Source organism: Sorangium sp. So ce117 (genome assembly GCF_051524395.1).
GTDB classification, from domain to species: domain Bacteria; phylum Myxococcota_A; class Polyangia; order Polyangiales; family Polyangiaceae; genus Sorangium; species Sorangium cellulosum_B.
Genome location: NZ_CP150309.1, coordinates 2462285 through 2482604, shown reverse-complemented (window position 1 = coordinate 2482604; position 20320 = coordinate 2462285). Strand labels below are relative to the sequence as shown.

Genomic DNA, 20320 nt, shown 5'->3' with positions numbered 1-20320 from the left:
CTCGCCCTGAGCCCCGAGCCTCAATCCGGCATCGCCCGCGGCGCAGGCGGCGACGCGCCCTTCATCGTCTTCTGGTACTCGATCGCCTGCTTCGCGTAGTCGTCCCGCTTCATCTTCGCGTACGCCTTGGCGAGCTCCCCGTAGATCTCGGCCGCGTCCCCCGGCTTCGGCCCGGACAGGAGCGCGCTGTTCAGCTCGTAGATCGCCGACACGTGCCGCCCCGTGCGCGCCAGCGCCCGCGCATAGAGCCGGTGGATCTCCGGGTTCGCCACGTCGACGAAGATCGCTCCCTCGCCGACCTTGCGCGCCTCCTCCCACGCGCCGCGCTCCACGAGCAGCCGGAGCAACCGCCGCCAGACCCGGCGATCGTGCTGGTCGAGGAGCGCGAGCCGGCGCAGCGCCGAGAGCTCGCCCGCCGCGTCCTTCTGCCGGCGCGCGAGGTCGTAGAGCCCCTGGAGCGGCTCGGCCTGCGTGGGATCCTGGCGCGACGCCGCCTCGAGGTTCGCCTTCATCTTCGCCGCGTCCTTCTTCAGCTCGGCGAGATCAGCGAGCTTCATCCGCACGACGTAGCCGTCGTTCCCGTCGGCGATCATCTTGCTCAAGAGCCTCGCCGCCTCGTCGGGCTTCTTCTCGGCGAAGGCCGCCCGCACCTTGAGGTAGGTCGCGTCGGGCTGCTTCGGGTCGACCCGGAGCGCCTCGGCGAGCACCGCCTCGCCCTCCTGGCGCTGCCCGTCCTCGAACAGCGCGAGCGCGAGCTCGACGAGCCGCTTCGCGTCCTTCGGGGCGCGCGCCGCCGCCTTGCGCGCCTCGTCGAGCGGCGGCGCATGCAGATCCGGGACGTACTGCTTCTCGTAGCGCTCGAGGCGGGGCTTCAGCCACGCACGGAAGCGCCGGTCGAGCTCCTCCGCGCTGATCCCGAGCGACTCCTTCACCACCTCCTGCGTCCGCTTGCCCGCGGCCCACCGGGGCAGCATCGAGACCACGTTCGGGAAGCCGAACTCGCCCGCCATGAAGACCACGATCTGGCTCGCCGCGAAGTAAGCCATCGTCACGTCCTCGATGTCGTCGACGTGCGTGAACGCCCGGTTGAACCCGTCGACCGCCGGGATCCTCCCGCCCTTCAGGGCGGCGAACAGCGCCGGATCTTCCTCGCGGTGCCACTCGGGCCGCCTCACGATCGTCTCGTACTCGCTGAGCCCCTCGGTGAACCAGCGCGGGACGTGGTTCTTCGACATCTGGATCGCGAAGACGTGCCCGAGCTCGTGCCACAGCACGTTCCCCCAGTTGAACTCCCCCGCCGCCGGGCTCAACGCCGCGAGCGTCTGGCCGAAGCAGACGCCCTGGATGCCCACGTTGGGCAGGCCGCTCGTCCTGACGCTGAAGTTCTCCGTCGACGCGTAGAGCTCGATCGAGACCGGGACCTTCGGCGTGAAGCCGTAGCGCTTCACCATCGAGCCCCAGGCCTCCTCGAGCATGCGCGGCACGTACCGCTCGAGGATCGCGCGCTCCTGCTTGTGGTAGCGGACGCGGAACGTCTGCCCCTCCACGGTCACGTACTGCGCCGTGATGTCCTTCTCGTAGAGGTTCAGCGTGTTGAAGACCCGCACGTTGAAGCGGTCCTTGTCCCACGCCTTCTGGAGCGAGAGCACGCCGCTCTTCTCGTCGCCGGCGCGGATCAGGTTCAGGCCGAGCGTGGCGTGCGCCTTCGCGTCGTTCGGATCGACCTGCGTCGCCTCCCCCATCATCTTGACGATGTCGTCGTAGCGATGCTCCCACTCCGCGAACTCGCCGACGATCTGGAAGAACCGCGAGAACTCCGGGTTCAGGCCGAGCACCTTCGCCTTGATGGCCTCGAAGCCGGCCGCGTCGTCGGCGAGGAAGCGGCCCGCCGCCTTGATCGAGAGCAGCGCGAGGTCGTTCGGGTTCACCTTGAGCCCGCGGTCGGCCGCGGCGTCCGCGGCGTCGATGTCCATGTCGCGGAGCGCGAGCCCGGCGCGGACGAAATACGCCTCCGCGAGGTTCGGATTCACGGAGAGCGCCTGCGCGACCTCGCTGTCGGCGCCGCCGAAGTCCATCGCGCTCTCGAGCTTGACGCGCGCCATGGCGACGCGGCAAAGCGGATCCTTCGGGGCGAGCTTGAGCGATTCCTTCACGACCTGCCCGGCGTGGCCGGGGTCGTATTTGTCGAGGAACAGCTCGGCCCGCCAGAGCAACGTCTCGACCCGCTGCTTGCCGCCGACCTTCTCGGCCGCGTTGAACGCGTCGTTCGCGTCGCGCGCGCTCCGGAGCAGGTGCGCCGCGCGCCCGACGAGCGACAGCCCCTCCGCGTCGCTCGCGGTGATCTTGTCGTCGTTGTAGTCGTCGATGATCGTCATCAGCGGCGCGCGCGCCTCGCCCCGCTTGCCCGACTCGATCAGGAGCTCGCCGAGCACGAGCCGCGCGCGGCGGGCCTCGTCCTCCCGCTCCACCTCGCGCACCGCCGCGATCGCCTCGGCCATCTTCCCGCGGCGCGCGAGCGCCTGGGCCCGGAGCGGCGCGGCGGCGATCCGCGCCTCCTTGCCGAGCGCGGCGGCGGCCTTCGCCGTCTTCGCCGCGTCGTCGTAGCGGCCCGTGTGCAGCTCGATCCGCGCCTTCGCGAGCAGCGCCGCGGCGCGCTCCTTCCCGCCCTGGAGGCCGAGGATGACCTTCTCGGCCTCGGCGTAGTCGCCCTGCGCGAGGAGCGCCTCCGCGCGCGAAAGCGAGGGGGGCGGCTCGCCGGAGGCGGGAGCGGGGGCCGCGCAGGCGGCGGCGACGAGGAGAGCGGCAAGAGAGCGGCGGATCGAGTGGCTTCGCATGTCACCCCGTGCGCAACCGTGCGCGACCGTTCGTCAATCGTGCACGACCGCACGCAAACGAACGCAAACCTATGCAAACCTACGCAGAACGAACGCAAACCTACGCTGGGACGCGGCGCCCGGTCGAGCCGGGTGAGGCCATCGTAACCGACGCCACCGGCGCGACCGAACGGCGAAAGGCCGAGCATGAGCGAGCGCGCGAGGGCGCGCCAGGGCGCGCGCTCCCGCGATCGTGGTATGCGGGCGTCCATGGCAAGCAAGCTCGCCGGGCGGGTCGTTCTCATCACGGGCGCGTCGTCGGGGATCGGCGAGGCCCTCGCCCGGGAGGTCGCCCGGCGCGGCGGCCGGGTCGTCCTCGCGGCGCGGCGGGCCCAGCGGATCGAGGCGCTCGCGACGGAGATCCGGCGGTCCGGCGGCGAGGCGCTCGCGACCCCGTGCGACGTCACGCGCGACGGCGACGTGGAGCGCGCCGTCGCGCAGACGAGCGAGGCGTTCGGGCGGCTCGACATCGCCATCGCGAACGCCGGGTTCAGCGTGGCGGGGCGCGTCGAGGAGCTCGCGCTCGACGATTTCCGCCGGCAGTTCGAGACCAACGTGTTCGGCGCGCTGCGCACCGTGAAGGCCGCGCTGCCGGAGCTCAAGCGATCGCGCGGCGGCGTCGCGCTCGTCGGCAGCGTCCTCGGCTACCTCGCGGTCCCCGCGGTGGGCGCCTACACGATGAGCAAGTTCGCGGTGCGCGCCCTCGCCGAGACGCTGCGCGCGGAGCTCCACGCCGAGGGCGTCGCGGTCACGCACGTCGCGCCGGGGTACGTGGCGAGCGAGATCCGCCAGATCGACAACGCGGGCACCCTGCACGAGGGCGCCCCGGATCCCGTGCCGCGCTGGCTCGTCATGCCGGCGCAGACGGCGGCCCGACAGATCATGGACGGCATCGCCGCGCGGCGCGACGAGGTGATCGTCACCGCCCACGGCAAGCTCGGGGTGTCGCTCTCCAGGCACGCCCCGGGGCTCCTCCGCGCGACCGTGTCGAGGCTCCCGCGCAAGCGCCGCGTCAGCGAGCGCTGAGCCGGCGCGGCGCCGCCTACGGCGCGGCCTGCGCGAGCTCGCGCCGGACGAGCGCCTCCAGGGCGTCGATGAAGCGCGGCCGCGTGTTCACGGCCGGCGCCCGGGAGAGCCGCGCGAGGCCCGCCTCACGGGCGAAGACCTGCGCCTCCACGTCGAGATCGTAGAGGGTCTCGACGTGATCCGCGACGAAGCCGATCGGCGCGATCAGCGCCTCCCGCACGCCGCGCGCGGCGAGCCCGTCGAACGTCGACCGCAGATCCGGACCGAGCCAGGCGTCGCCGGTCATGCCCTGGCTCTGGAAGGCGACGAGCACCGGGTTTCCGCGGGCGGCGATGCGGCGCTCCACCTCGGCGGCCATCGCGCGGAACTGACGCTCGTACGGATCTCCGGCGGCGATGATCCGCTGCGGGAGGCTGTGGGCCGAGAGGATCACCGCCACCTTCGCCCGGCCCTCCTCGGGGATGCGCGCGAGCGCCTCGTCGATCACCTCGACGAAGGCGTCGATCAGCGCCGGCTCGAGCCCCCACGCAGGCACGCACCGGACCTCCATGCCGCCCTGCTCGGAGGCCGCTTCGCGGACGACGGCGTGGTAGACGTCGACGGACTGCGGCGCGAGCGGCAGCGAGACCACGCGCTTCACGCCGCTGCGATGGAGGGCGCCGAGCACCTCGGCCGGATACGGGTGCCAGAGGCGCCCGGCGATGGCGACCGGGAGTCCGAGCCTCGCGGCGAGCGCGTCCGCCTGGGCCTGCGTGATGCGCATGAGCGGCGAGCCGCCGATCGCCTGGAAGCGGCGGCGGACCTCGTCGATCACCTCCGGCGGGGCGGGCCTGCCGCGGCGGATGTTGGTGACGAATGCGGGCAGATCGTCGAGCCGCTCGACGGTGCCGTGGCAGCTGAGGAGGACGGCGGTGGTCACGGCGCTACTCTACATCGGCGCCGCGCGCGCAGCGCAGCGCGCGCAGCGCAGCGCTCGCCGGCGCGTGAGGGCGCCGCCGCTCGCTGGCGCTGGCTCAGTCCGCGTCCCAGGCGACGACGACGCGATCGTGGCCGATGAGGCCGTTCTTCTTGCGGGCCAGGTGCTGCGCGATGACCCGATCGCCGGCCGCATAGACGCGCACCTCCATGTACGCCAGCCCCTCGTCGGTCTCGATTCCGTCCAGGATCTCCGTCGAGTCGAGCTGGCGCTCCCAGCCCGAGACCGGATCGCGGAAGAGGTCGCTCTTGAGCCGCTCCAGGATCGCGTGCCTGCCGCTGGTGACGCTGGGGTGGGCCGGCGGATCGCGGCTGCTCACCTCCTCGATCACGGCGTCTTCCGCGTAGATCCGGGAGAGGGCCTCGATGTCCTTGCCCCTCAGGGCACGGGTGATCTCTGCGAGCAGTCCACCGTTCACCCGCTGGGCCGAGGGTCGCGTCCGCGCCGAGCCTTCCATGCCCGCTTGCATGGGACGCAGCGGCGCAGGCGTCGAGCCCGTGCCAGGGCCGCGCGGCAACGGTGACGGTGATGAAGCGATGAAGCGATGAAGCGCCGCATCCCGGCAGCGAGATCGGGCCGCGACGCGAGCGTCACGGATGTGACAGACGAGCGCTGAGCTCGGTGGGCAGCCCTCCTCCACATGGCCACCAGCCGAGATCGCGCGGCTGGCGGCGAGTTGCAGCGCCAGGACGGACGTGATGAATAAGGAAGGTTATGACGCAGCGCCGCACGGTCGTGCTCGCCGATCTCCATCTCGTGCGCCAGACGCCGCGCGACGTGACCGCCGATCTTGCCCGGTTCGTGGAGGCCCACCGGGGGGCACGCATCGTGGTCGCGGGCGATCTGTTCGATCTCTCCTCCGAGTCGCCCTGGATGCCCCGGCCGCGTGCGCTGCGCGAGGCGCTCCTCGCGCACCCGACCGCGCGGGCGGCGCTCGCCGAGCACCTCGACCGCGGCGGCGAGCTCTGGCTGGCGGGTGGCAACCACGACGCCGAGGTCGGGGCGCCCGACTTCCCCGTGGCGCTGGCGGAGGCCCTCGAGGTGACCGGCGAGGCCCGGTCGCGGATCCGCACGACGCCCTGGTTCTTCCGCGAGGGGGCGATCCATCTGGAGCACGGCCACCTGTACGATCCGGACAACGCCCCGGCTCACCCGCTCGTGGTCGGCGAGCGCAGCCTCGGCGTTCACTTCGTCGAGGAGTTCATCGCGCCGACCGGCGCGCACCGCTATCTGCAGGCGAACGATCAGACGCCGCTCAGCTTGTTCCTCTCGGCGTTCACCTGGTACGGCCCTCGCGCGCCCTACGTCATCTACCGCTACTTCCACGCGGCGATCGGCGCGATGTTGAAGAGCGGCCCGCTCTACCGTGCGGGAGGCGAGACCACGGTGGGCGCCGCGGCCATGGAGCGCTTCGCGCACGAGCTCGGGGTTCCGCGCGCGATGGCGGACGCGCTCGTCGGGCTCGGGGCCACGCCGACCCTGGAGAGCGCGGCGCGCACGTTCACGCGGCTGTACTTCGATCGCGTGATCGCAACGCTGTCGATGGGCGCCGGGATCGCGGCGCTCGGGCTCGGCGCGCGGGGGACCGGCGCCGCGGCGCTCGGGCTCGGCGCGCTGCTGATGGGCACGAGCTGGGCGAGCGGGCACAACCGCTACGCCGGCACGGTCGCCGAGCGCCTGGCCGAGAGCGCCGGCCGCGTCGCGAGGACGACCGGCGCGAAGCTGGTCGTCTTCGGCCACACGCACCGCGAGGCGCTCGGCGACGGCTACGCGAACACCGGGAGCTTCTCGTTCCCTCGCGCCGCGCCCGGCCGGCCCTACGTGGAGATCGAGGGGCCGCCCGAAGCACCGCGCGCGATGACCCGCTTCTGGCGAGCCGTGGCGTGACTCCGAACCGCTAGACGCGGGTGCCCGCTCTAGTTCCCGCTCGCGTGCGCGGTGAGCGCGCCCTCGACGAGGTCGAGCGCGAGCGGAACGTCCTCTTCCGGGATCGGCGCGCCGCCGAGCATCGCCGCCAGCAGCCGCTCCCTCGGCTCCGGCCGCAGCACGACAGGTCCGCCGCCACAGGCCCGGCAGACGAGGCCGCCGCGCGCCGGGTCGGCACAGGCCGACTGCGTCGTGTCGCAGGCGCGCCCGCAACGGACGCACTGCATGAGCTCGAGGCCCCAGCCGAAGGCGACGAGCAGGCGCAGGCCGGTCTCCGCGAGCAGCGCCTGGGGAGGGGCCGTGGACACCTCGTCGAGGCGGTCGAGCAGCTGGTTCAGCTCGCTCCACGCCGCCTGCTCGGCGGTGTGCGCCGGCGCGATCTCCCGCACCCAGCGCAGCGCGCGCCCGGCCACCTCGAGACGCCCGAGATCCCCCGCGAGGCGCAGGCGCGGGCGCTCGATCGCCGCTTCCGTGAGCTGGGCGAGCTCCGCGCCCGGACGGATCTCCAGGGTCACGCGGAGCAGGTGCATCGGCTCGAGCGCCGGGAAGCGCTTGGCCGAACGGCGCGCGCCGCGCGCCGTGGCAGAGATGAGCCCCCCCTGCTCGGTGAAGAGTCCGACCAGGAGGTCGGCTTCACCGAAAGGTACACGCCGGACCAGAAGCGCCCCGGTCCGGAGGCGCTCCGTCCGCAGGCGAACCGATCGAGGCATGGCAGGTACCGGCGGTTATGGCGCGAACCGCGCGCGAGCGCCCGGCGAAAATTTGGCCCTCAGGCCGAGAGGGAGGTACTCGCCCTCGCGAGCGTGCCCTCCGACAGCTCCGGCGGCATGTCGTGGCCGCGGGGCCTGAGCACGATGCTGAGCGCCAGCGTGAAGAGGATGAGCAGCAACACGAACGCGATCGCGACCCCGAAGCGCCTGCTCTGGGTGCGGCGCGCGGGCGCCGCGATGGGCAGCGGTGTCACCAGCGCGATCCGGCGGCTCGCCGTGTATCGGGCCAACACCTCCTCCATCGGGAGCGAGACCGCGCGAGCGTACGCCTTCAAGAACCCCCGAACGAACACCTCGCCGGGCAGGTCGTCGAAATGATCTGCCTCGATTCGTTCGATGGAGATCACCGGGATGCGCGTGGCGCGGGCGACTTCCTCCACGCTCATGGCTCGGGCCTCACGCGTGCGTCTCAGGTAGCGTCCGATCGACTCCATCCCATTCCACCCATCGTCATTCGGTCGTCACTCTACTCACCCTGAGAACCGTTGCTCAACCCCCTAGCGCACTCCGCGGTACTTCTCGGAGAGCGGCGCGCCGAGGCCCTATTGCAACGTCTGTAACTGTGCAGCGCAGCGCTGCCCCACGGGCGTCGTCGCGTTGATCTCCCGGCACCGCTCGAGATCGGCGCGCGCGTCGTCCACGAGCCCCCTCTTCTCGGCGATGCGGGCGCGCGCGTCGAACGCGTCCTGCAGCCGCGTGCACTCCGGCTGGTCGGTCTCGACCGCCCTCGTCAGCGCCTCGCGCGCCAGATCGAGCTCGCCTCGCTTCTCGTAGGCGAGGCCGAGCCGGTACTGCCCCACGCAGAAGAGCGGCTGCGCGGCAATCGCGCGGCGTAGGGCGTCGATCGCCTCGTCGTTCCTGCCCTTGAGCAGGTACGCCCAGCCCAGGTTGCCCCACGACTTCTCCGGCGAGGCGTACAGGATATCCTCGGTCAGCGGCTTGAGCACCGCGATCGCCTCGTCGTAGCGCCGCTGATGCACGAGGATGACGCCCAGCGCGTTCTTCGCGTCCCGCATCTCCGGGTTCGCCTCGAGGGCCCGCCGCGCCATCTTCTCGGCGCTGTCGAAGCGGCAGTCGCTGGAGTGAGCATCACCCGCGCAGAAGCCGAGCAGGATCAAGGCGCCGAGATAGGACGCCTCGGCGTTGTCCTCGTCGTGCGAGAGCGCCTGCTCGACGTGCGCCAGCGCCTCGCGCAGGCGGCCGCGCTGGAACGAGTCGCGCGCGAGATCATATTCCGCGAGCGACCGCGCGTCGCTCGTCTGCGCCGAGGGCTGCGCGCCGCCGCCGCACGACACGAGCGCGAGCGGCGCAACGGACGCAACGAACGCAAACGACAACAGCGACCCCATCGACACGACAGCAGCCGCGCCGCGGATGCACCCCGCGCGGGTCGCTGCTGTCCTGTGTCGCTGCGAGGTCATGTGCGATCTTGAATCCGCTGCCGAACGATGCCGCGGCGCGGCACATTGTCAGGACGGGACTTCGCCTGCCCTGCGGGGACCCCTGAGTAAACCAGGCCGCTTGTCACGTCAACCTGCGAATCTCCCTGGAAGACGCGGCGCGTTCTCGGGATCCCGATTCGGCTTCCAGCAGTTGTCAGGTCGGCGTACGATGGTGGCGCAGGCGGTTCCTGCTCGTCACTGTTCGCCACGGATCTCGTCCTTGAGACCCAGCAGGCCGAACAACCTCCGCAGCGCTTCCATATCGGGGATCTCGAGGCGCTCGTCAGCGACGCGCAGGTACTGGCCCTCCCGGAGCTGCTGGACGGCGCGCTTCACCGTGTCGACGTCGAGGCCGACGCGGGTGGACAGCTCCATCGGCGAGATCGCGAACGAGGCGCCGTTCGAGGCGGCGCCGCCGGTGGCGCGCGACTGCTGAGCGAGCTTGAGGAGCGCGTTCACGACCTTCGACTGCGTGTCGGTGAGCATCATGATCTCGATCTGGTCCTCCGCGTCGCGGAGCCGACCGACGAGCTGCTTGATGATGCGCATCGCGACGGCCGGGTTGCGCTCGACGAGGTTCTGCAGCGTGCCCTGATCGAGCGCGAGCGCGACCCCGCGGGAGAGCGCGATCGCCGTCGAGGAGCGCGCCGCGCCGCCGAGGAGCGCGGATTCGCCGAACAGGTCGCCGGGCTTCAGGACCATCAGGCTGCGCTCGGCGCCGCGGACCTTCTTGATGAGCCGGACCCGCCCTTCCTCGAGGAGGTACGCCTCGGTCCCGGGCTCGCCCTCGCGGAAGATGACGTCGCCGGCCTCGAACGGGCGGCCAAACCGGGCGCGGAGCCGCTCGGGATCGGGCCCCGGCTCGGCCGACTCCACGGGGGCGGACAGGGCGGCAGGCTCGTCGCGCGACGCGGCAGGGGCGGAGGGAGAGCCAGCGGGCTCCCCAGCCTCGGCGGGCGGCGGAGCGCGCTCCGCGTCGCTAGGGCTCGAGGCCTCGCGCTCCGCGTCCGGTGCGACGCCGTCCCCTTCAGGCGAGCTGATCATCGGGGCGGAGTGTATCCCAGCTCGGCCGGCTTCGCGTCCGGCGCGCGCACATAGAGCGGCTCCAGGAGCGCCGGATCGTGCGGGGACGCCGCTGGCCCGCGCTCGCCGCCCGCGGCGGCCGCCCGGAGCCGGTCGATCGCGAGGCGTCCGATCCATGTCGCGTCGGGGAAATCCAGGGCGTTGCCCCGCGCGGCGAGCGGCCGGAGCGCCTCGATCTCCTCGGCGACGGCGCCGACGACGACGATGCGGCGCCCCGCGGCGAGCTCGGCCACGACATCGAACGCCGCGTCGCGCGGCAGGTGGCGCGGCGGGATCGAAGGCGCCGCCGCGGGCGCATCGAAGGCGGCCAGAAAGACCTCTCCCTTCTTGGCGTCGATCAGCGGGACCAGGAGATCGCCGGGGCTCGCCGCGCCAGCAGCGAAGGCAGCGGCGGCCATCGCCTCGAGCGAGGTGACGCCGGCGACCGGGACGTCCAGCGCCAGCGCGACGCCCTTGGCCGCCGCGACCGCCACCCGGACCCCGGTGAACGAGCCGGGCCCCACGTCGCAGCCGAGCGCCTGCACCGCCGCGGCCGGTAGGCCTGCCGCGGCGAGCACCTCGTCGACGGCTCCGAAGATGCGCTCTGCGTGCCCGTGCAGGTCGGCGTAGGTCATCGCCGCGAGCAGCCGCGCGCCGGCCGCCGGTGCCGCGGCGAGGCCGGCGGTGGAAAGCGCGCCGCCCCGCGACGCCGCCGCCTCGGCGTGCAGGTCCACGTCCGCTGCTTCGAAGAGGGCGGCGCTGCCGCGCGGGGTCGAGGTCGAGAGGGCGAGGAGCTTCAAGGCGCGCTCGGGAACGTTGCAGCCGCGATGCTGTCTGGCAGAACCTCGGGCCAAGGGCAACGAGCTTCGGCGAGGCGCTGGGGCCGCTGTCCGTTCGACGGGGCCGAAGAGCGGGGTGAGAGCCGATGCGCGATCAACGAGCGATGCTGCCAGCGCTCCTCGTATCGGCGCTCGTCCATCTGGGCGCGTGGAGCTCGGCGCGGCTCGGGCCGGAGGTGCCCGCCAGCGATCCCGCCGAGCCAGCGGCGGAGCGCGAGCCGATCGATCTCTGGACCGGGCTCACGGCCGCGCTGCCGGGCAGCGGTGGCGCGGCGCGCCCGAGCGACGCTCGCGGCGGGCGCGACGAGACCGGCGAGCGCGGCGAGCGCGGCGAGCCGACGAGCATACCAACGGCGCGCGCTCCGGCCGATGCCAGCCGGCCGACGGAGCCTGCAGAGCGCCCTGCAGAGGCCGGCGGCAAGCCGGCGCCGCCCATGGCGGCCGCGCCGCGCGGCCAGGAAGCGCCTCGGCCGAATGCGACGCCCCGGCCCAAGGCGACGCCCCGGCCAGCAGAGCGACGCCGGGAGCCCGCGACGAACCGGGAAACCGGCGCACCGGCGCGCTCCGCCGCCGCGCGGACGAGCGCTGGCGCTGGAGAGGACGGCGAGGGCGACTTCGGGGCGGCCGGCGTCAGCGCTGTGCGCAACCTCGGGCGCGCCTTCACGAGGGCCATCCCGCCCGCGTGCCAGGCGGATCCGATCTGGGCGACGCTCCCGCCCGGAAGCGCGGGGAAGGCGCGCTTCGTGATCGACATCGACGACGCCGGGCACATCGCGACGTGGCGTCCGGAGCCCGGAGGGGAAGAGCCCGCGCGACACCTGAACAACCTGGCGAAGCGGACGATCGCGCTGCTCGGCGGCGGGACGTTCGCGGTGGCGCGGGGCGCCGTGACGGCAGGGAAGCAGACGCTGGAGGTGAGCGCCGTCGTCCGCGTCGGCGAAGGCGCGGGAGAGACAGGCGCTCCTGCCGATCTGGCGTGGCGCTTCGAAGGGGGGCGCGGCAAGGCGTCGTTCGTCCAGCCCGGCGGTCGCCTGGTGGAGGTCGTCGTCCAGGTGGTGCGCACGGAGGCCGCGCGAGGCGCGCCTCCTGGCTGAGCGGCCAGCGGGCCGCGCGTGCGCCTCCTCGTCCGGCCCACGGAGCAGCTCGGCCGCGGCGCGGAGCGCTTTCCAGCGGCGGTCCTTGCGCGCTTGCGGTCGCGCCTCGAGGCTCTACGTCCGGCCCGTGGGACGGCTCCGCGCTGCCGCATGGGCGTGTGTCGGGTTCCTCGGGACCGCACCGCTCGCTGCCTGCGACGACCGGGCAGCCGCGCTCTCGCCCCCGCCATCGCTCCGCGGCGTGGCGAGCGCGCCGTGCTCGGTCCTGCGCGCGGAATCGCCGCCCGAGCCGCCAGCGGCCCGCGGCGCGATGACCCTGCCTGCGCTGATCGAGCAGGTGCGGCCGGTGGTGGTGACCATCACCACCCTGCGCGCGCCCTCGTTTCCAGACGGGCGCGCGGGCCCGGCGCTCCCGTTCGAGGGCCGTGTGCAGCGGGTGGAGCGGGCGATCGGATCCGGGTTCGTGATCGCCGAAGAAGGGCTCGTGCTGACGAGCGATCACGTGATCGGCGACGCGTTCGGCATCGAGGTGCAGCTCTCGGACGAGCGCGCCTTCGAGGCGACCGTGGTCGGGCGGGATCCGACGCTCGACGTGGCGCTGTTGAAGCTGCTCGGAGCGGGGTCGCTGCGGGTCGCCTCCCTCGGATCGAGCGCGCCGGTCCGGCCTGGCGACGGCGTCATCGTCATCGGGAGCCCGTTCGGGCTCGGACCGACCGTGACCCGGGGCATCATCAGCGCGACGTCGAGGCCCATGGGCACGGGGAGCCTCGACGGCTTCCTCCAGACCGACGCCGCCATCAACCCGGGAAACAGCGGCGGGCCGCTCTTCGACGCCACGGGGCAGGTGATCGGCATCGCGACGGCGATCCACGCCGATGGCCGCGGCATCAGCTTCGCCCTGCCGATCGACGAGGTGCTCGAGATCCTGCCCGAGCTGCGGGAGACGGGCCGCGTGGACCGAGGGCGCATCGGGATCAGCTTCCAGGAGGTGACCTCGCAGCTCGCGCGGGTGCTCCGGCTGCCAGGGCGCATGGGCGCGCTGATCACGGAGGTCGAGCCGGAGGGCCCCGGAGCGCGGCTGGGCTTCAGGCCGGGCGACGTGATCACGTCGGTCGAGGGGCGCCGCGTCGAGCACGCGCGCGAGCTCGCGCGCATGCTCCGGCGAGCCAAGCCAGGAGACGAGGTGGAGCTGATCTACAAGCGCGACGGCGCGGACCGGCGCGCGACGATGAAGCTCGATCCGTCGGCCCCCCACGAGCCGTCGTCGGGCTGGCGCGCGCTGGAGGATCGCGCGCCGAGGGGCGCCGAGCAGCCGCCGTTCGGCGTGCTGGCGAGCGACGCCCTGGAAGGAGCGCGCATCGAGTCGATCGCGCCTCGGAGCCCTGCGGCTGGCCGCCTCGAGGTGGGCGACGTGGTGCTCGACCTGAACGGCGCGCCGGTGCGGGGCGGCGCCGACCTGACCGCGCGCCTCGGCGCGGCGGCACACCAGGATCTCCTGTTGCGGGTACGGCGCCACGGGGCGCCCCGCTACCTCGCGGTCCCGGCGCGCTGAGCGGGCGTCGCTCCAGCAACCTCGGTCCGGCGCGCTGAGCGCGGGCGACACACTCACCGAGCGCTGGCCACACGCCCGCCGAGCGCGGGCCACATGCCGCAGAGCGCGGGCCCACGGCTCACCGAGCGCGGGCTACATGCCCGCAATGGACGCTGCTACGTTACGCCGCATGGGAGCTTTGGCAGGCGCGAGGTGCCCGATTTGCCGCAAGTCGGCGGGGCCCAGGCCCGAGAACCCGGTCTTTCCGTTCTGCTCGCCCCAGTGCAAGCTGGTGGACCTCGGCCGCTGGCTCGACGGTGGCTACCGGGTGCCTGGCCCGCCCGTTTCATCCACAGGGGACGCCGAGACCCTGGAATCGAAGGGACGAACCGACGGGCTCGACGGGAACATCCAGGAAGAGGACGAATGATCGCTCGTCGCGCGCTTTGCTTGCTGACCGTTCTCACGTCGGCCTCCATGACGTCCGCGGCCCTGGCACAGCAGGGGCAGCCGCTCCCGGGGACCTCGCCGAGCGTCGGCGCCAGCGCCGCCTCGCCCGCCGGCGCCGCGGCCGCGCAGCCGAACCCGTACGATCCATCGATGCAGGCCGGAGGCCTGGCGCCGCCCCCTCCGATGACCACGCCCGAGCCGGAGCCCGCCGCCCCCGACGGCACAGAGCAGCGCCTCGACGAGGCCAAGGAGCGGGACTCGGGGCGCGGCCTCGAGATCGTCTGGCTGAACGTCGAGGGAGGCTACGAGAACGTCGGCCTCCAGACGTTCAACATCGACGAGGACGACTTCACGGCCGGGTTCGTTTCGAGCGCGGCCAACGGGGGCGTCATCGGCGCGGGGGCCGGCGTCCGGCTCCTGTACTTCACGCTGGGCGCCCGCGGACGGGTCGGGTTCTTCAGCGACTGGCAGCTCTTCACCCTGGGCGGCGAGGTCGGCATGCACCTGCCGCTCGGGAAGCTCGACCCGCACGTCGATCTGGGCTTCGGCTACGCCGGCCTCGGCAGCGTCAAGAGCGCCGTGAGCGGCGCGGCCGACGCCATCGCGATCCGCGGCTTCTACGGGAGGGTCTCCGGTGGGCTCGACCTCTACCTGTCGCCGGTCTTCTCGATCGGCGCGAACGCGAGCTGGGAGCTCCTGGCGCTGACCAGGCCGGGGCTCTCCGCGGCCGCGATCGAAGGGATCAAGGGCGGAGCCGCCGCGCCCCAGCAAGCCAAGGCCGATCTGCTCGCGGCCGAGGGCTCCAGCGTGGGCTCGGCGCTCGCCCTGACCGCGGTCGCCGGGCTCCACTTCTAGCCGCAGCGAAGCCAGCTCCACCGCCCCGCCCCTCGCGCCCATGAACGCCGCCGCCGCGCTCCTCTGGCTCGCCACCGTCGCAGCGCCGCTCGGAGGGCTGGCCGCGCTCCTCATCTGGTCGCAGCGCCTCTATGGCAGGCGCCGGTTCGCGGTGGCGACCGCGCTGCTCGGCGCGCTCGCGTTCGTGCCGGCGCTGCTCATCGAGACGTTCCTCCAGCGCTGGCAAGGCGTCGACAAGGTCGCCAGCGCGCTCGACGCCGTCACGCTCGTCTACATCTTCGTGGTCACGGCGCCGCTGGAGCAGGGCCTCAAGGTGGCGGCCGTCGCGCCGATCGCGCGGCTGCGCGCGGTGGAGGAGCCGTTCGATGGGCTCGTGTACGCGGCCGCCGCGGCGCTCGGGTTCGTGTCGGCCCACAACGCCGTGTACCTGTGGGGCCGGCCGCTGGAGCCGCTCGACATCGCGCGGGCCCTCCTCGCCGTGCCGGCGCACCTCTTCTTCGCCTCGCTCTGGGGCTACGCGCTGGGCCGCGAGCGCACGCGGCCGCTGGGCGGCCGTCGCTTCAACGCCGCGTGGCTGGGCGCGATGGTGCTCAACGGCGCCTACGACTACATCGTCTTTGCGTGCCGCCCGGTCGCGCTCGTCATCGCGGCGCCGGTGCTCCTCGGCACCGGCCTCGTGACCTTCCTCGCCGCCCGCGACCTGCTCCGCCGAGGCGCATCGCCGCACAGCTCGCAGCGCAGGGAGCGCCGCTTCCTTCCGCGCATCGCTCCGCCGTCGCTCGGAACGTTGCGTGAGGCGCTCAGGCGCACCGAACGACCGGTGACGCTCACGTGGATCGCGTTCGGCGCGCTCGTCACGGTCGGGGTGATGACGACCGCGCTCGCGATCGCGATCGCGCTCGGCCATCGCTTCGGCGTCGACTTCGCGGCGGTGGACCGGGGCGACGCCTCGACCGCCGCGGCGGCGCCGCTCCTCTTGCTCGTCGCAGCGGCGATCGCCGCCTTCCCCTTGGCTGGTTATCTCGTCGCCCGGGCCTCGTCGACGGGCAGCGTCCTTGAGCCGGCCGCCTCGGCGGCGCTCGCCATCCTGGGCTCTCTTGTGCTGCTCGGCCTCGCGGCCCCGGTCGCCGTCGTGTTCGCGGCCGCGCTCGCCCCCATCGCCTTCAGCCTCGCGTGCGCGGGCGCCTGGATCGGCACCACCCGCTGAACGCGGGGCCGGCTCACGCCTGGCGCCAGAAATCCTGCCAGTTCGCTGGGCGTCGGCGCCGCGATGAGCCTGCGCGATCCCGATCTCGTCTCCGCAGCGCCGCCCCGAGCCGTCGCAGCGCTGGCCGGAGGTCGTGCGACCAGCAGACCTACGCGGTCGCCGCCTTCGCCGCCGGCGGGTGCTTGGCTACCTCGTCCTGGAACCTGCGGAGCAGCTCCTGCGCTGCAGGCGACAGGTTCCGCGGCACCTCGACCTGGATGACCACCTGGAGCGCTCCGCGCCCGCGACCATCGATCCGGGGCGCGCCCTTGCCCTTGACCGAGATCACCTCGCCGGGCTGCACGCCCGCCGGGACCTCGACGTCGACGACCGTGTCGTCCGGCAGGTCGATCTTGACCGTGCTGCCGAGCGCCGCGTCGGCGAAGGAGATGGGCGCCCGCGTGATGAGGTCGAGCCCGTCGCGCTCGAAGCGCTCGTCCGCGGCGAGATCGACGTCGACGTACAGATCGCCGGGCGGCGCGCCCTGGGCGCCCGGCATGCCCTGGCCCGGCACCCTGAGCCGCTGGCCGCCGTCGATGCCGGCCGGGAAATTGACGACGACCTTCCGCGTCTTCTCGACCGCCCCGAACCCCTTGCAGGTGGCGCACGGCGTCTTGATGACCGACCCCTCGCCCGAGCATTCAGGGCACGTCTGGGTGAACATCACGAACCCGCGCGAGGTCGAGACCTGCCCGGCGCCGCCGCACGTACCGCACGGCTTGCGTTTCGTCCCTGGCTTCGCCCCCGAGCCGGAGCAGTCGTCGCACGCCACCGGCGTCCGCAGGACGACCTCCCGCTTGCAGCCGAGCAAGGCGTCCCGCAGCGAGAGCCGCTGCTGAACCCGGATGTCCTGCCCGCGCGCGGGCCCGCGGCGCCGGCGCTGCCCGCCGCCGAAGCCGCCGAAGAACTCCGAGAAGATGTCCTGGAAGTGGGAGAAGATGTCGCCGTCGGCCGCGCCGCCGATCCCCTCGAGGCCGGCGTGCCCGAACTGGTCGTACCGCCTGCGCTTCTCCTCATCGGAGAGGACCTGGTACGCCTCGGTGGCCTCTTTGAAGCGAGCCTCCGCCGACGCATCGCCGGGGTTCCGGTCCGGGTGGTTCTTCAACGCAGCCTGACGATAGGCCTTGCGAATGTCGTCAGGCGTCGCGTCTCGCGCGAGGCCAAGAACTTCGTAGAAGTCGCGCTTTTCACTCATGAATCGTGGACCGCCGCGTCGATCCTGCCCGACAGCGGGCACAGGCGCCGGCTGACCATAAGTCGTCACGCGCGCCTGTCAACGCGTAATACAGCGTGAACGCCCGCGGTGGTTGAGCACCGGGACTTCTTCCGTGCGGGCTGCGGCGCTGCTACTGGCCCCGGCGCTGGAACGCGGGCGTGTCCCAGTCGGAGTCGAGCGGAGGGACGAAGCTCGCGCGGTCGCGCGGGCCGCCGCCTGCCGCCTGGACCTGCGGCGCGGGCCGACGGGTGGTCGGATACGCGACCTCCTCGTGCCGGTGCGGCTGGCGCTGCGTCATGGGCATGGGAGGAGCGCTCGGGGCGGAGCGGCCCGACATCGGCCCGGCCGCCGCGGCCAGCGACGCTCCGATGGAGTGCGCGGTGGCGCGAGGCTGCGCGGCGCTCGCGAGCTGCTGCGGGACCTCGGCGACGAGGTGGTCGAAGCCGGTCGCGATGACCGTGACCTTGATCATCTCGCCCATGTTCTCGTCGATCGTCGCGCCGAAGATGATGTTCGCATCCTCGTGCGCCTGCTCCTGCACGAGCGTCGCGGCCTCCTCGATCTCGCGCATCCGCATGTCGGGGCCGCCGACGATGTTGATGAGCACGCCGGTCGCGCCCTCGACCGAGATGTCGTCGAGCAGCGGCGAGCTGACGGCCATCTCGGCGGCGAGGCGAGCGCGGCCCTGCCCCTTCGCGCAGCCGGTGCCCATGAGCGCGCGGCCCATGTTCGACATCACCGTCTTCACGTCCGCGAAGTCGACGTTCACGATCCCGTTCTGCGTGATGAGATCGCTGATGCCCTTGATCGCCTGATAGAGCACCTCGTCCGCCTTGCGGAACGCCTCGACGAACGAGAGGTCCTCGTCGCCCAGCGAGAGGAGCTTCTGGTTCGGGATCGTGATGAGCGTGTCGACGTGCTCCGCGAGCATCGCGAGGCCGAGCTCGGCGCGGCGCGAGCGCTGCTTGCCCTCGAAGAAGAACGGCTTCGTCACGACGCCGACGGTGAGGCAGCCCTCCTCGCGCGCGAGCTGCGCGATGACCGGCGCGGCGCCCGTGCCCGTGCCGCCGCCCATCCCCGCGGTGACGAACACCATGTCCGCGCCTTGGAGGCACTCCTTCACCCGCGTCACGTCCTCGAGCGCCGCCTTGCGGCCCTTCTCGGGATCGGCGCCCGCTCCGAGACCGCGCGTGACGCTCGCCCCGATGTGGAGCTTGGTCGGCGCGAGGCTCGATCCGAGCGCCTGGGCGTCCGTGTTGACGACGATGAACTCCACGCCCTCGAGGCCGAAGTTGATCATCGTGTTGACTGCATTGCCGCCAGAACCGCCACAACCGATGACCTTGATCCGGGCGTCGTACCCGGTGTGCTCGTCGGCAAACTCGATGGAGAAACTCATGAACTCCTCCCGGGGAAGTACAGCTAGCCGCTCGGCCCGGCGCCGACCCCTACGGAGGTCGAGCGGCGCGGAACCCTCAGTGCGCGAGGACATCCTCGCTCCGGACGGCATTCGGAGGGGCGCCTCTTCCCCTTCGAACACCGCGCTTCAAACCCTCTTGACTTCGAATTCAAGAGGGATCGCCAGTGCGCTATCGGACCCTCTCAAACCCAATTCTCTAACAACTTTCTCTTGCCACGTCATGCCTAGAATGCTGCTCGAAGCCAGTTCCAGAACCTCCCGCTCGACCTCTTTTCAATCGCCATTTCTTCGACGACATCTCGACGCAACTCGCGCTCGCGGAGCTTCTCGCGACGGATCTCCGCGCGCCCGGCGTGGCCGGCGTGGCCGGCGTCGAGCGTCACCGGCGTGAGCGCGCGCGCCTGCGCGAGTGCGTTGGCGCCGTACTGAACGAGGCCCACGCCCGTCGCGTACTGCGGGCCGGCCACGAGCTGCGTGATGCCTCGCACGCCGACCGGCACGCCGAGGCGCACGGGCATCCCGAGGATCTCCTCGGCGAACTCTGTCATCCCTTCCATGAGGACGCCGCCGCCGGTGACCACCGCGCCGGCCGAGAGCTGCTCGAGCATCCCGGTGTCCTCGATCCGCTTGCGGATGACCGCGAAGATCTCCTCGACGCGCGGCTCGATGATGTCCGAGAGGACGCGGCGCGCCGCCTTGCGCGGCAGGTGCCCGCCGACGCCGGGGACCTCGATCTCCTCCTCGTCGCCCACCATTCGGCCCAGGGCGCAGCCGGCGTTGCGCTTCAGGCGCTCGGCCTCGCCCATCGGCGTGCGCAGCCCGGCGGCGATGTCGGCCGTCACGTTGTTGCCGCCCGCCGGGATCACGCTGGCATGCGCGATTCCGCCGTCCACGTAGAGGAGCAGGTCCGTCGTACCGCCGCCGATGTCGATGATGGCGACGCCGATCTCCTTCTCGTCCTCGGAGAGCACCGCCTCCGCGCTGGCGAGCGGCTCCAGCACCACGTCGGCCACGGTGAGGCCGCAGCGCTCCGCGCAGCGGACGACGTTCTGCACGCACGAGGTCGCGGCGGTGATCAGGTTCACCTTCACGCCGAGCCGGACGCCGCTCATCCCGACCGGGTCGCGGATGCCGTCCTGGTTGTCGACCGTGAACTCGCGCGGCAGGACGTGCAGGATCTGACGATCGGCGTCGACAGGGATGGCCCGCGCGCCCTCGAGGACGCGCTCGACGTCCTGCCGCGTGACCTCGCCGCCGGAGACCGCAGCGACGCCGTCGGATTGCTGGCAGCGGATGTGGCTGCCCGCGACGCCGGCATACACGGTGCGGATCTCGACGCCCGCCATCGTCTGGGCGGCCTCGATCGCCTCGGCGATCGAGCGCACGGTCCAGTCGATGTTGCTCACCACGCCCTTCCGCAGGCCGCGGCACGGGACGTTGCCCACCCCGAGGATGGTGATCCCATCAGCGTCGATCTCGCCAACGACCGCCGAGACCTTGGTCGTCCCGATGTCGAGTCCGACGACGATCTCAGTAGTCTCCATCCGGCTCTTCATTGCGTGCACCACCTCATGCGGGGACGAGCCCCATGCGC

At 72.4% G+C, this 20320-nt stretch carries 18 protein-coding genes; 7 read left to right on the top strand and 11 right to left on the bottom strand.

The window, feature by feature from the left end:
* Positions 1-20 precede the first annotated feature (20 nt).
* Complete coding sequence (locus WMF46_RS09290) at positions 21-2834, bottom strand: tetratricopeptide repeat protein (RefSeq protein ID WP_437985289.1); 2814 nt, start codon at positions 2832-2834, stop codon at positions 21-23.
* 249 nt (positions 2835-3083) lie between these two features.
* Between WMF46_RS09290 and WMF46_RS09285 the strand changes: the two genes are divergently transcribed.
* A complete protein-coding gene (locus tag WMF46_RS09285; protein WP_437985288.1) occupies positions 3084-3899 on the top strand; it encodes an SDR family oxidoreductase in 816 nt (271 codons plus the stop codon).
* A gap of 16 nt (positions 3900-3915) precedes the next feature.
* Here the strand turns inward: WMF46_RS09285 and hemH are convergent, their stop codons facing one another.
* Complete coding sequence (gene hemH / locus WMF46_RS09280) at positions 3916-4818, bottom strand: ferrochelatase (protein ID WP_437985287.1); 903 nt, start codon at positions 4816-4818, stop codon at positions 3916-3918.
* Positions 4819-4912: 94 nt separating this feature from the next.
* The gene (locus WMF46_RS09275) at positions 4913-5332 is read right to left on the bottom strand and encodes a hypothetical protein (RefSeq protein WP_437985286.1); all 420 of its coding nucleotides are present in this window, start codon (positions 5330-5332) and stop codon (positions 4913-4915) included.
* A gap of 257 nt (positions 5333-5589) precedes the next feature.
* Between WMF46_RS09275 and WMF46_RS09270 the strand changes: the two genes are divergently transcribed.
* Positions 5590-6762 (top strand): UDP-2,3-diacylglucosamine diphosphatase, encoded by a 1173-nt coding sequence (locus tag WMF46_RS09270; protein WP_437985285.1) that lies wholly within the window; start codon positions 5590-5592, stop codon positions 6760-6762.
* A 29-nt stretch (positions 6763-6791) separates the two neighbouring features.
* Here WMF46_RS09270 and recO read toward each other — a convergent pair whose 3' ends face one another.
* The 5 genes from recO to tsaB all read right to left on the bottom strand — a co-directional run bounded on the left by recO (position 6792) and on the right by tsaB (position 10875).
* Positions 6792-7511, bottom strand: coding sequence for a DNA repair protein RecO (gene recO, locus WMF46_RS09265; protein ID WP_437908101.1), 720 nt, complete (start codon positions 7509-7511; stop codon positions 6792-6794).
* A gap of 59 nt (positions 7512-7570) precedes the next feature.
* On the bottom strand, positions 7571-8005 hold the full coding sequence (locus tag WMF46_RS09260) for a helix-turn-helix domain-containing protein (protein WP_437985284.1): 435 nt from the start codon (positions 8003-8005) through the stop codon (positions 7571-7573).
* Positions 8006-8113: 108 nt separating this feature from the next.
* Positions 8114-8992 (bottom strand): tetratricopeptide repeat protein, encoded by an 879-nt coding sequence (locus WMF46_RS09255; RefSeq protein ID WP_437985283.1) that lies wholly within the window; start codon positions 8990-8992, stop codon positions 8114-8116.
* Between the two features lie 216 nt (positions 8993-9208).
* Complete coding sequence (locus WMF46_RS09250) at positions 9209-10057, bottom strand: cyclic nucleotide-binding domain-containing protein (protein ID WP_437985282.1); 849 nt, start codon at positions 10055-10057, stop codon at positions 9209-9211.
* Entirely contained in the window at positions 10054-10875 is an 822-nt protein-coding gene (tsaB, locus tag WMF46_RS09245) for a tRNA (adenosine(37)-N6)-threonylcarbamoyltransferase complex dimerization subunit type 1 TsaB (protein ID WP_437985281.1), read from the bottom strand. Before tsaB ends, WMF46_RS09250 begins: the two co-directional genes overlap by 4 nt.
* A 125-nt stretch (positions 10876-11000) precedes the next feature.
* Between tsaB and WMF46_RS09240 the strand changes: the two genes are divergently transcribed.
* From WMF46_RS09240 to WMF46_RS09220, 5 genes are all read left to right on the top strand, one after another.
* Positions 11001-12008 (top strand): hypothetical protein, encoded by a 1008-nt coding sequence (locus tag WMF46_RS09240; RefSeq protein WP_437985280.1) that lies wholly within the window; start codon positions 11001-11003, stop codon positions 12006-12008.
* Between the two features lie 127 nt (positions 12009-12135).
* A complete protein-coding gene (locus WMF46_RS09235) occupies positions 12136-13560 on the top strand; it encodes a trypsin-like peptidase domain-containing protein (protein ID WP_437985279.1) in 1425 nt (474 codons plus the stop codon).
* Between the two features lie 169 nt (positions 13561-13729).
* A complete protein-coding gene (locus WMF46_RS09230; RefSeq protein WP_437551148.1) occupies positions 13730-13969 on the top strand; it encodes a DNA gyrase inhibitor YacG in 240 nt (79 codons plus the stop codon).
* The gene (locus tag WMF46_RS09225; RefSeq protein ID WP_012234306.1) at positions 13966-14844 is read left to right on the top strand and encodes a hypothetical protein; all 879 of its coding nucleotides are present in this window, start codon (positions 13966-13968) and stop codon (positions 14842-14844) included. Before WMF46_RS09230 ends, WMF46_RS09225 begins: the two co-directional genes overlap by 4 nt.
* Positions 14845-14884: 40 nt before the next feature.
* Entirely contained in the window at positions 14885-16051 is a 1167-nt protein-coding gene (locus tag WMF46_RS09220) for a PrsW family intramembrane metalloprotease (RefSeq protein ID WP_437985278.1), read from the top strand.
* A 148-nt stretch (positions 16052-16199) separates the two neighbouring features.
* Here the strand turns inward: WMF46_RS09220 and dnaJ are convergent, their stop codons facing one another.
* The 3 genes from dnaJ to ftsA form a co-directional block, all read right to left on the bottom strand.
* Positions 16200-17285, bottom strand: coding sequence for a molecular chaperone DnaJ (gene dnaJ, locus WMF46_RS09215; RefSeq protein WP_437551142.1), 1086 nt, complete (start codon positions 17283-17285; stop codon positions 16200-16202).
* Between the two features lie 151 nt (positions 17286-17436).
* Positions 17437-18705 (bottom strand): cell division protein FtsZ, encoded by a 1269-nt coding sequence (ftsZ, locus tag WMF46_RS09210; protein ID WP_437534263.1) that lies wholly within the window; start codon positions 18703-18705, stop codon positions 17437-17439.
* 245 nt (positions 18706-18950) lie between these two features.
* Entirely contained in the window at positions 18951-20270 is a 1320-nt protein-coding gene (ftsA, locus tag WMF46_RS09205) for a cell division protein FtsA (RefSeq protein ID WP_437985277.1), read from the bottom strand.
* Positions 20271-20320: the final 50 nt, after the last annotated feature.

What these genes read in the sequence shown, in the direction of transcription:
- WMF46_RS09290 (WP_437985289.1), bottom strand. Translation starts at nt 2,834, where the DNA reads ATGCGAAGCCACTCGATCCGCCGCTCTCTTGCCGCTCTCCTCGTCGCC.
- WMF46_RS09285 (WP_437985288.1), top strand. Translation starts at nt 3,084, where the DNA reads ATGGCAAGCAAGCTCGCCGGGCGGGTCGTTCTCATCACGGGCGCGTCG.
- WMF46_RS09275 (WP_437985286.1), bottom strand. Translation starts at nt 5,332, where the DNA reads ATGGAAGGCTCGGCGCGGACGCGACCCTCGGCCCAGCGGGTGAACGGT.
- WMF46_RS09270 (WP_437985285.1), top strand. Translation starts at nt 5,590, where the DNA reads ATGACGCAGCGCCGCACGGTCGTGCTCGCCGATCTCCATCTCGTGCGC.
- recO (WP_437908101.1), bottom strand. Translation starts at nt 7,511, where the DNA reads ATGCCTCGATCGGTTCGCCTGCGGACGGAGCGCCTCCGGACCGGGGCG.
- WMF46_RS09260 (WP_437985284.1), bottom strand. Translation starts at nt 8,005, where the DNA reads ATGGAGTCGATCGGACGCTACCTGAGACGCACGCGTGAGGCCCGAGCC.
- WMF46_RS09255 (WP_437985283.1), bottom strand. Translation starts at nt 8,992, where the DNA reads ATGACCTCGCAGCGACACAGGACAGCAGCGACCCGCGCGGGGTGCATC.
- WMF46_RS09250 (WP_437985282.1), bottom strand. Translation starts at nt 10,057, where the DNA reads ATGATCAGCTCGCCTGAAGGGGACGGCGTCGCACCGGACGCGGAGCGC.
- WMF46_RS09240 (WP_437985280.1), top strand. Translation starts at nt 11,001, where the DNA reads ATGCGCGATCAACGAGCGATGCTGCCAGCGCTCCTCGTATCGGCGCTC.
- WMF46_RS09230 (WP_437551148.1), top strand. Translation starts at nt 13,730, where the DNA reads ATGGGAGCTTTGGCAGGCGCGAGGTGCCCGATTTGCCGCAAGTCGGCG.
- WMF46_RS09225 (WP_012234306.1), top strand. Translation starts at nt 13,966, where the DNA reads ATGATCGCTCGTCGCGCGCTTTGCTTGCTGACCGTTCTCACGTCGGCC.
- WMF46_RS09220 (WP_437985278.1), top strand. Translation starts at nt 14,885, where the DNA reads ATGAACGCCGCCGCCGCGCTCCTCTGGCTCGCCACCGTCGCAGCGCCG.
- dnaJ (WP_437551142.1), bottom strand. Translation starts at nt 17,285, where the DNA reads ATGAGTGAAAAGCGCGACTTCTACGAAGTTCTTGGCCTCGCGCGAGAC.
- ftsZ (WP_437534263.1), bottom strand. Translation starts at nt 18,705, where the DNA reads ATGAGTTTCTCCATCGAGTTTGCCGACGAGCACACCGGGTACGACGCC.
- ftsA (WP_437985277.1), bottom strand. Translation starts at nt 20,270, where the DNA reads ATGGAGACTACTGAGATCGTCGTCGGACTCGACATCGGGACGACCAAG.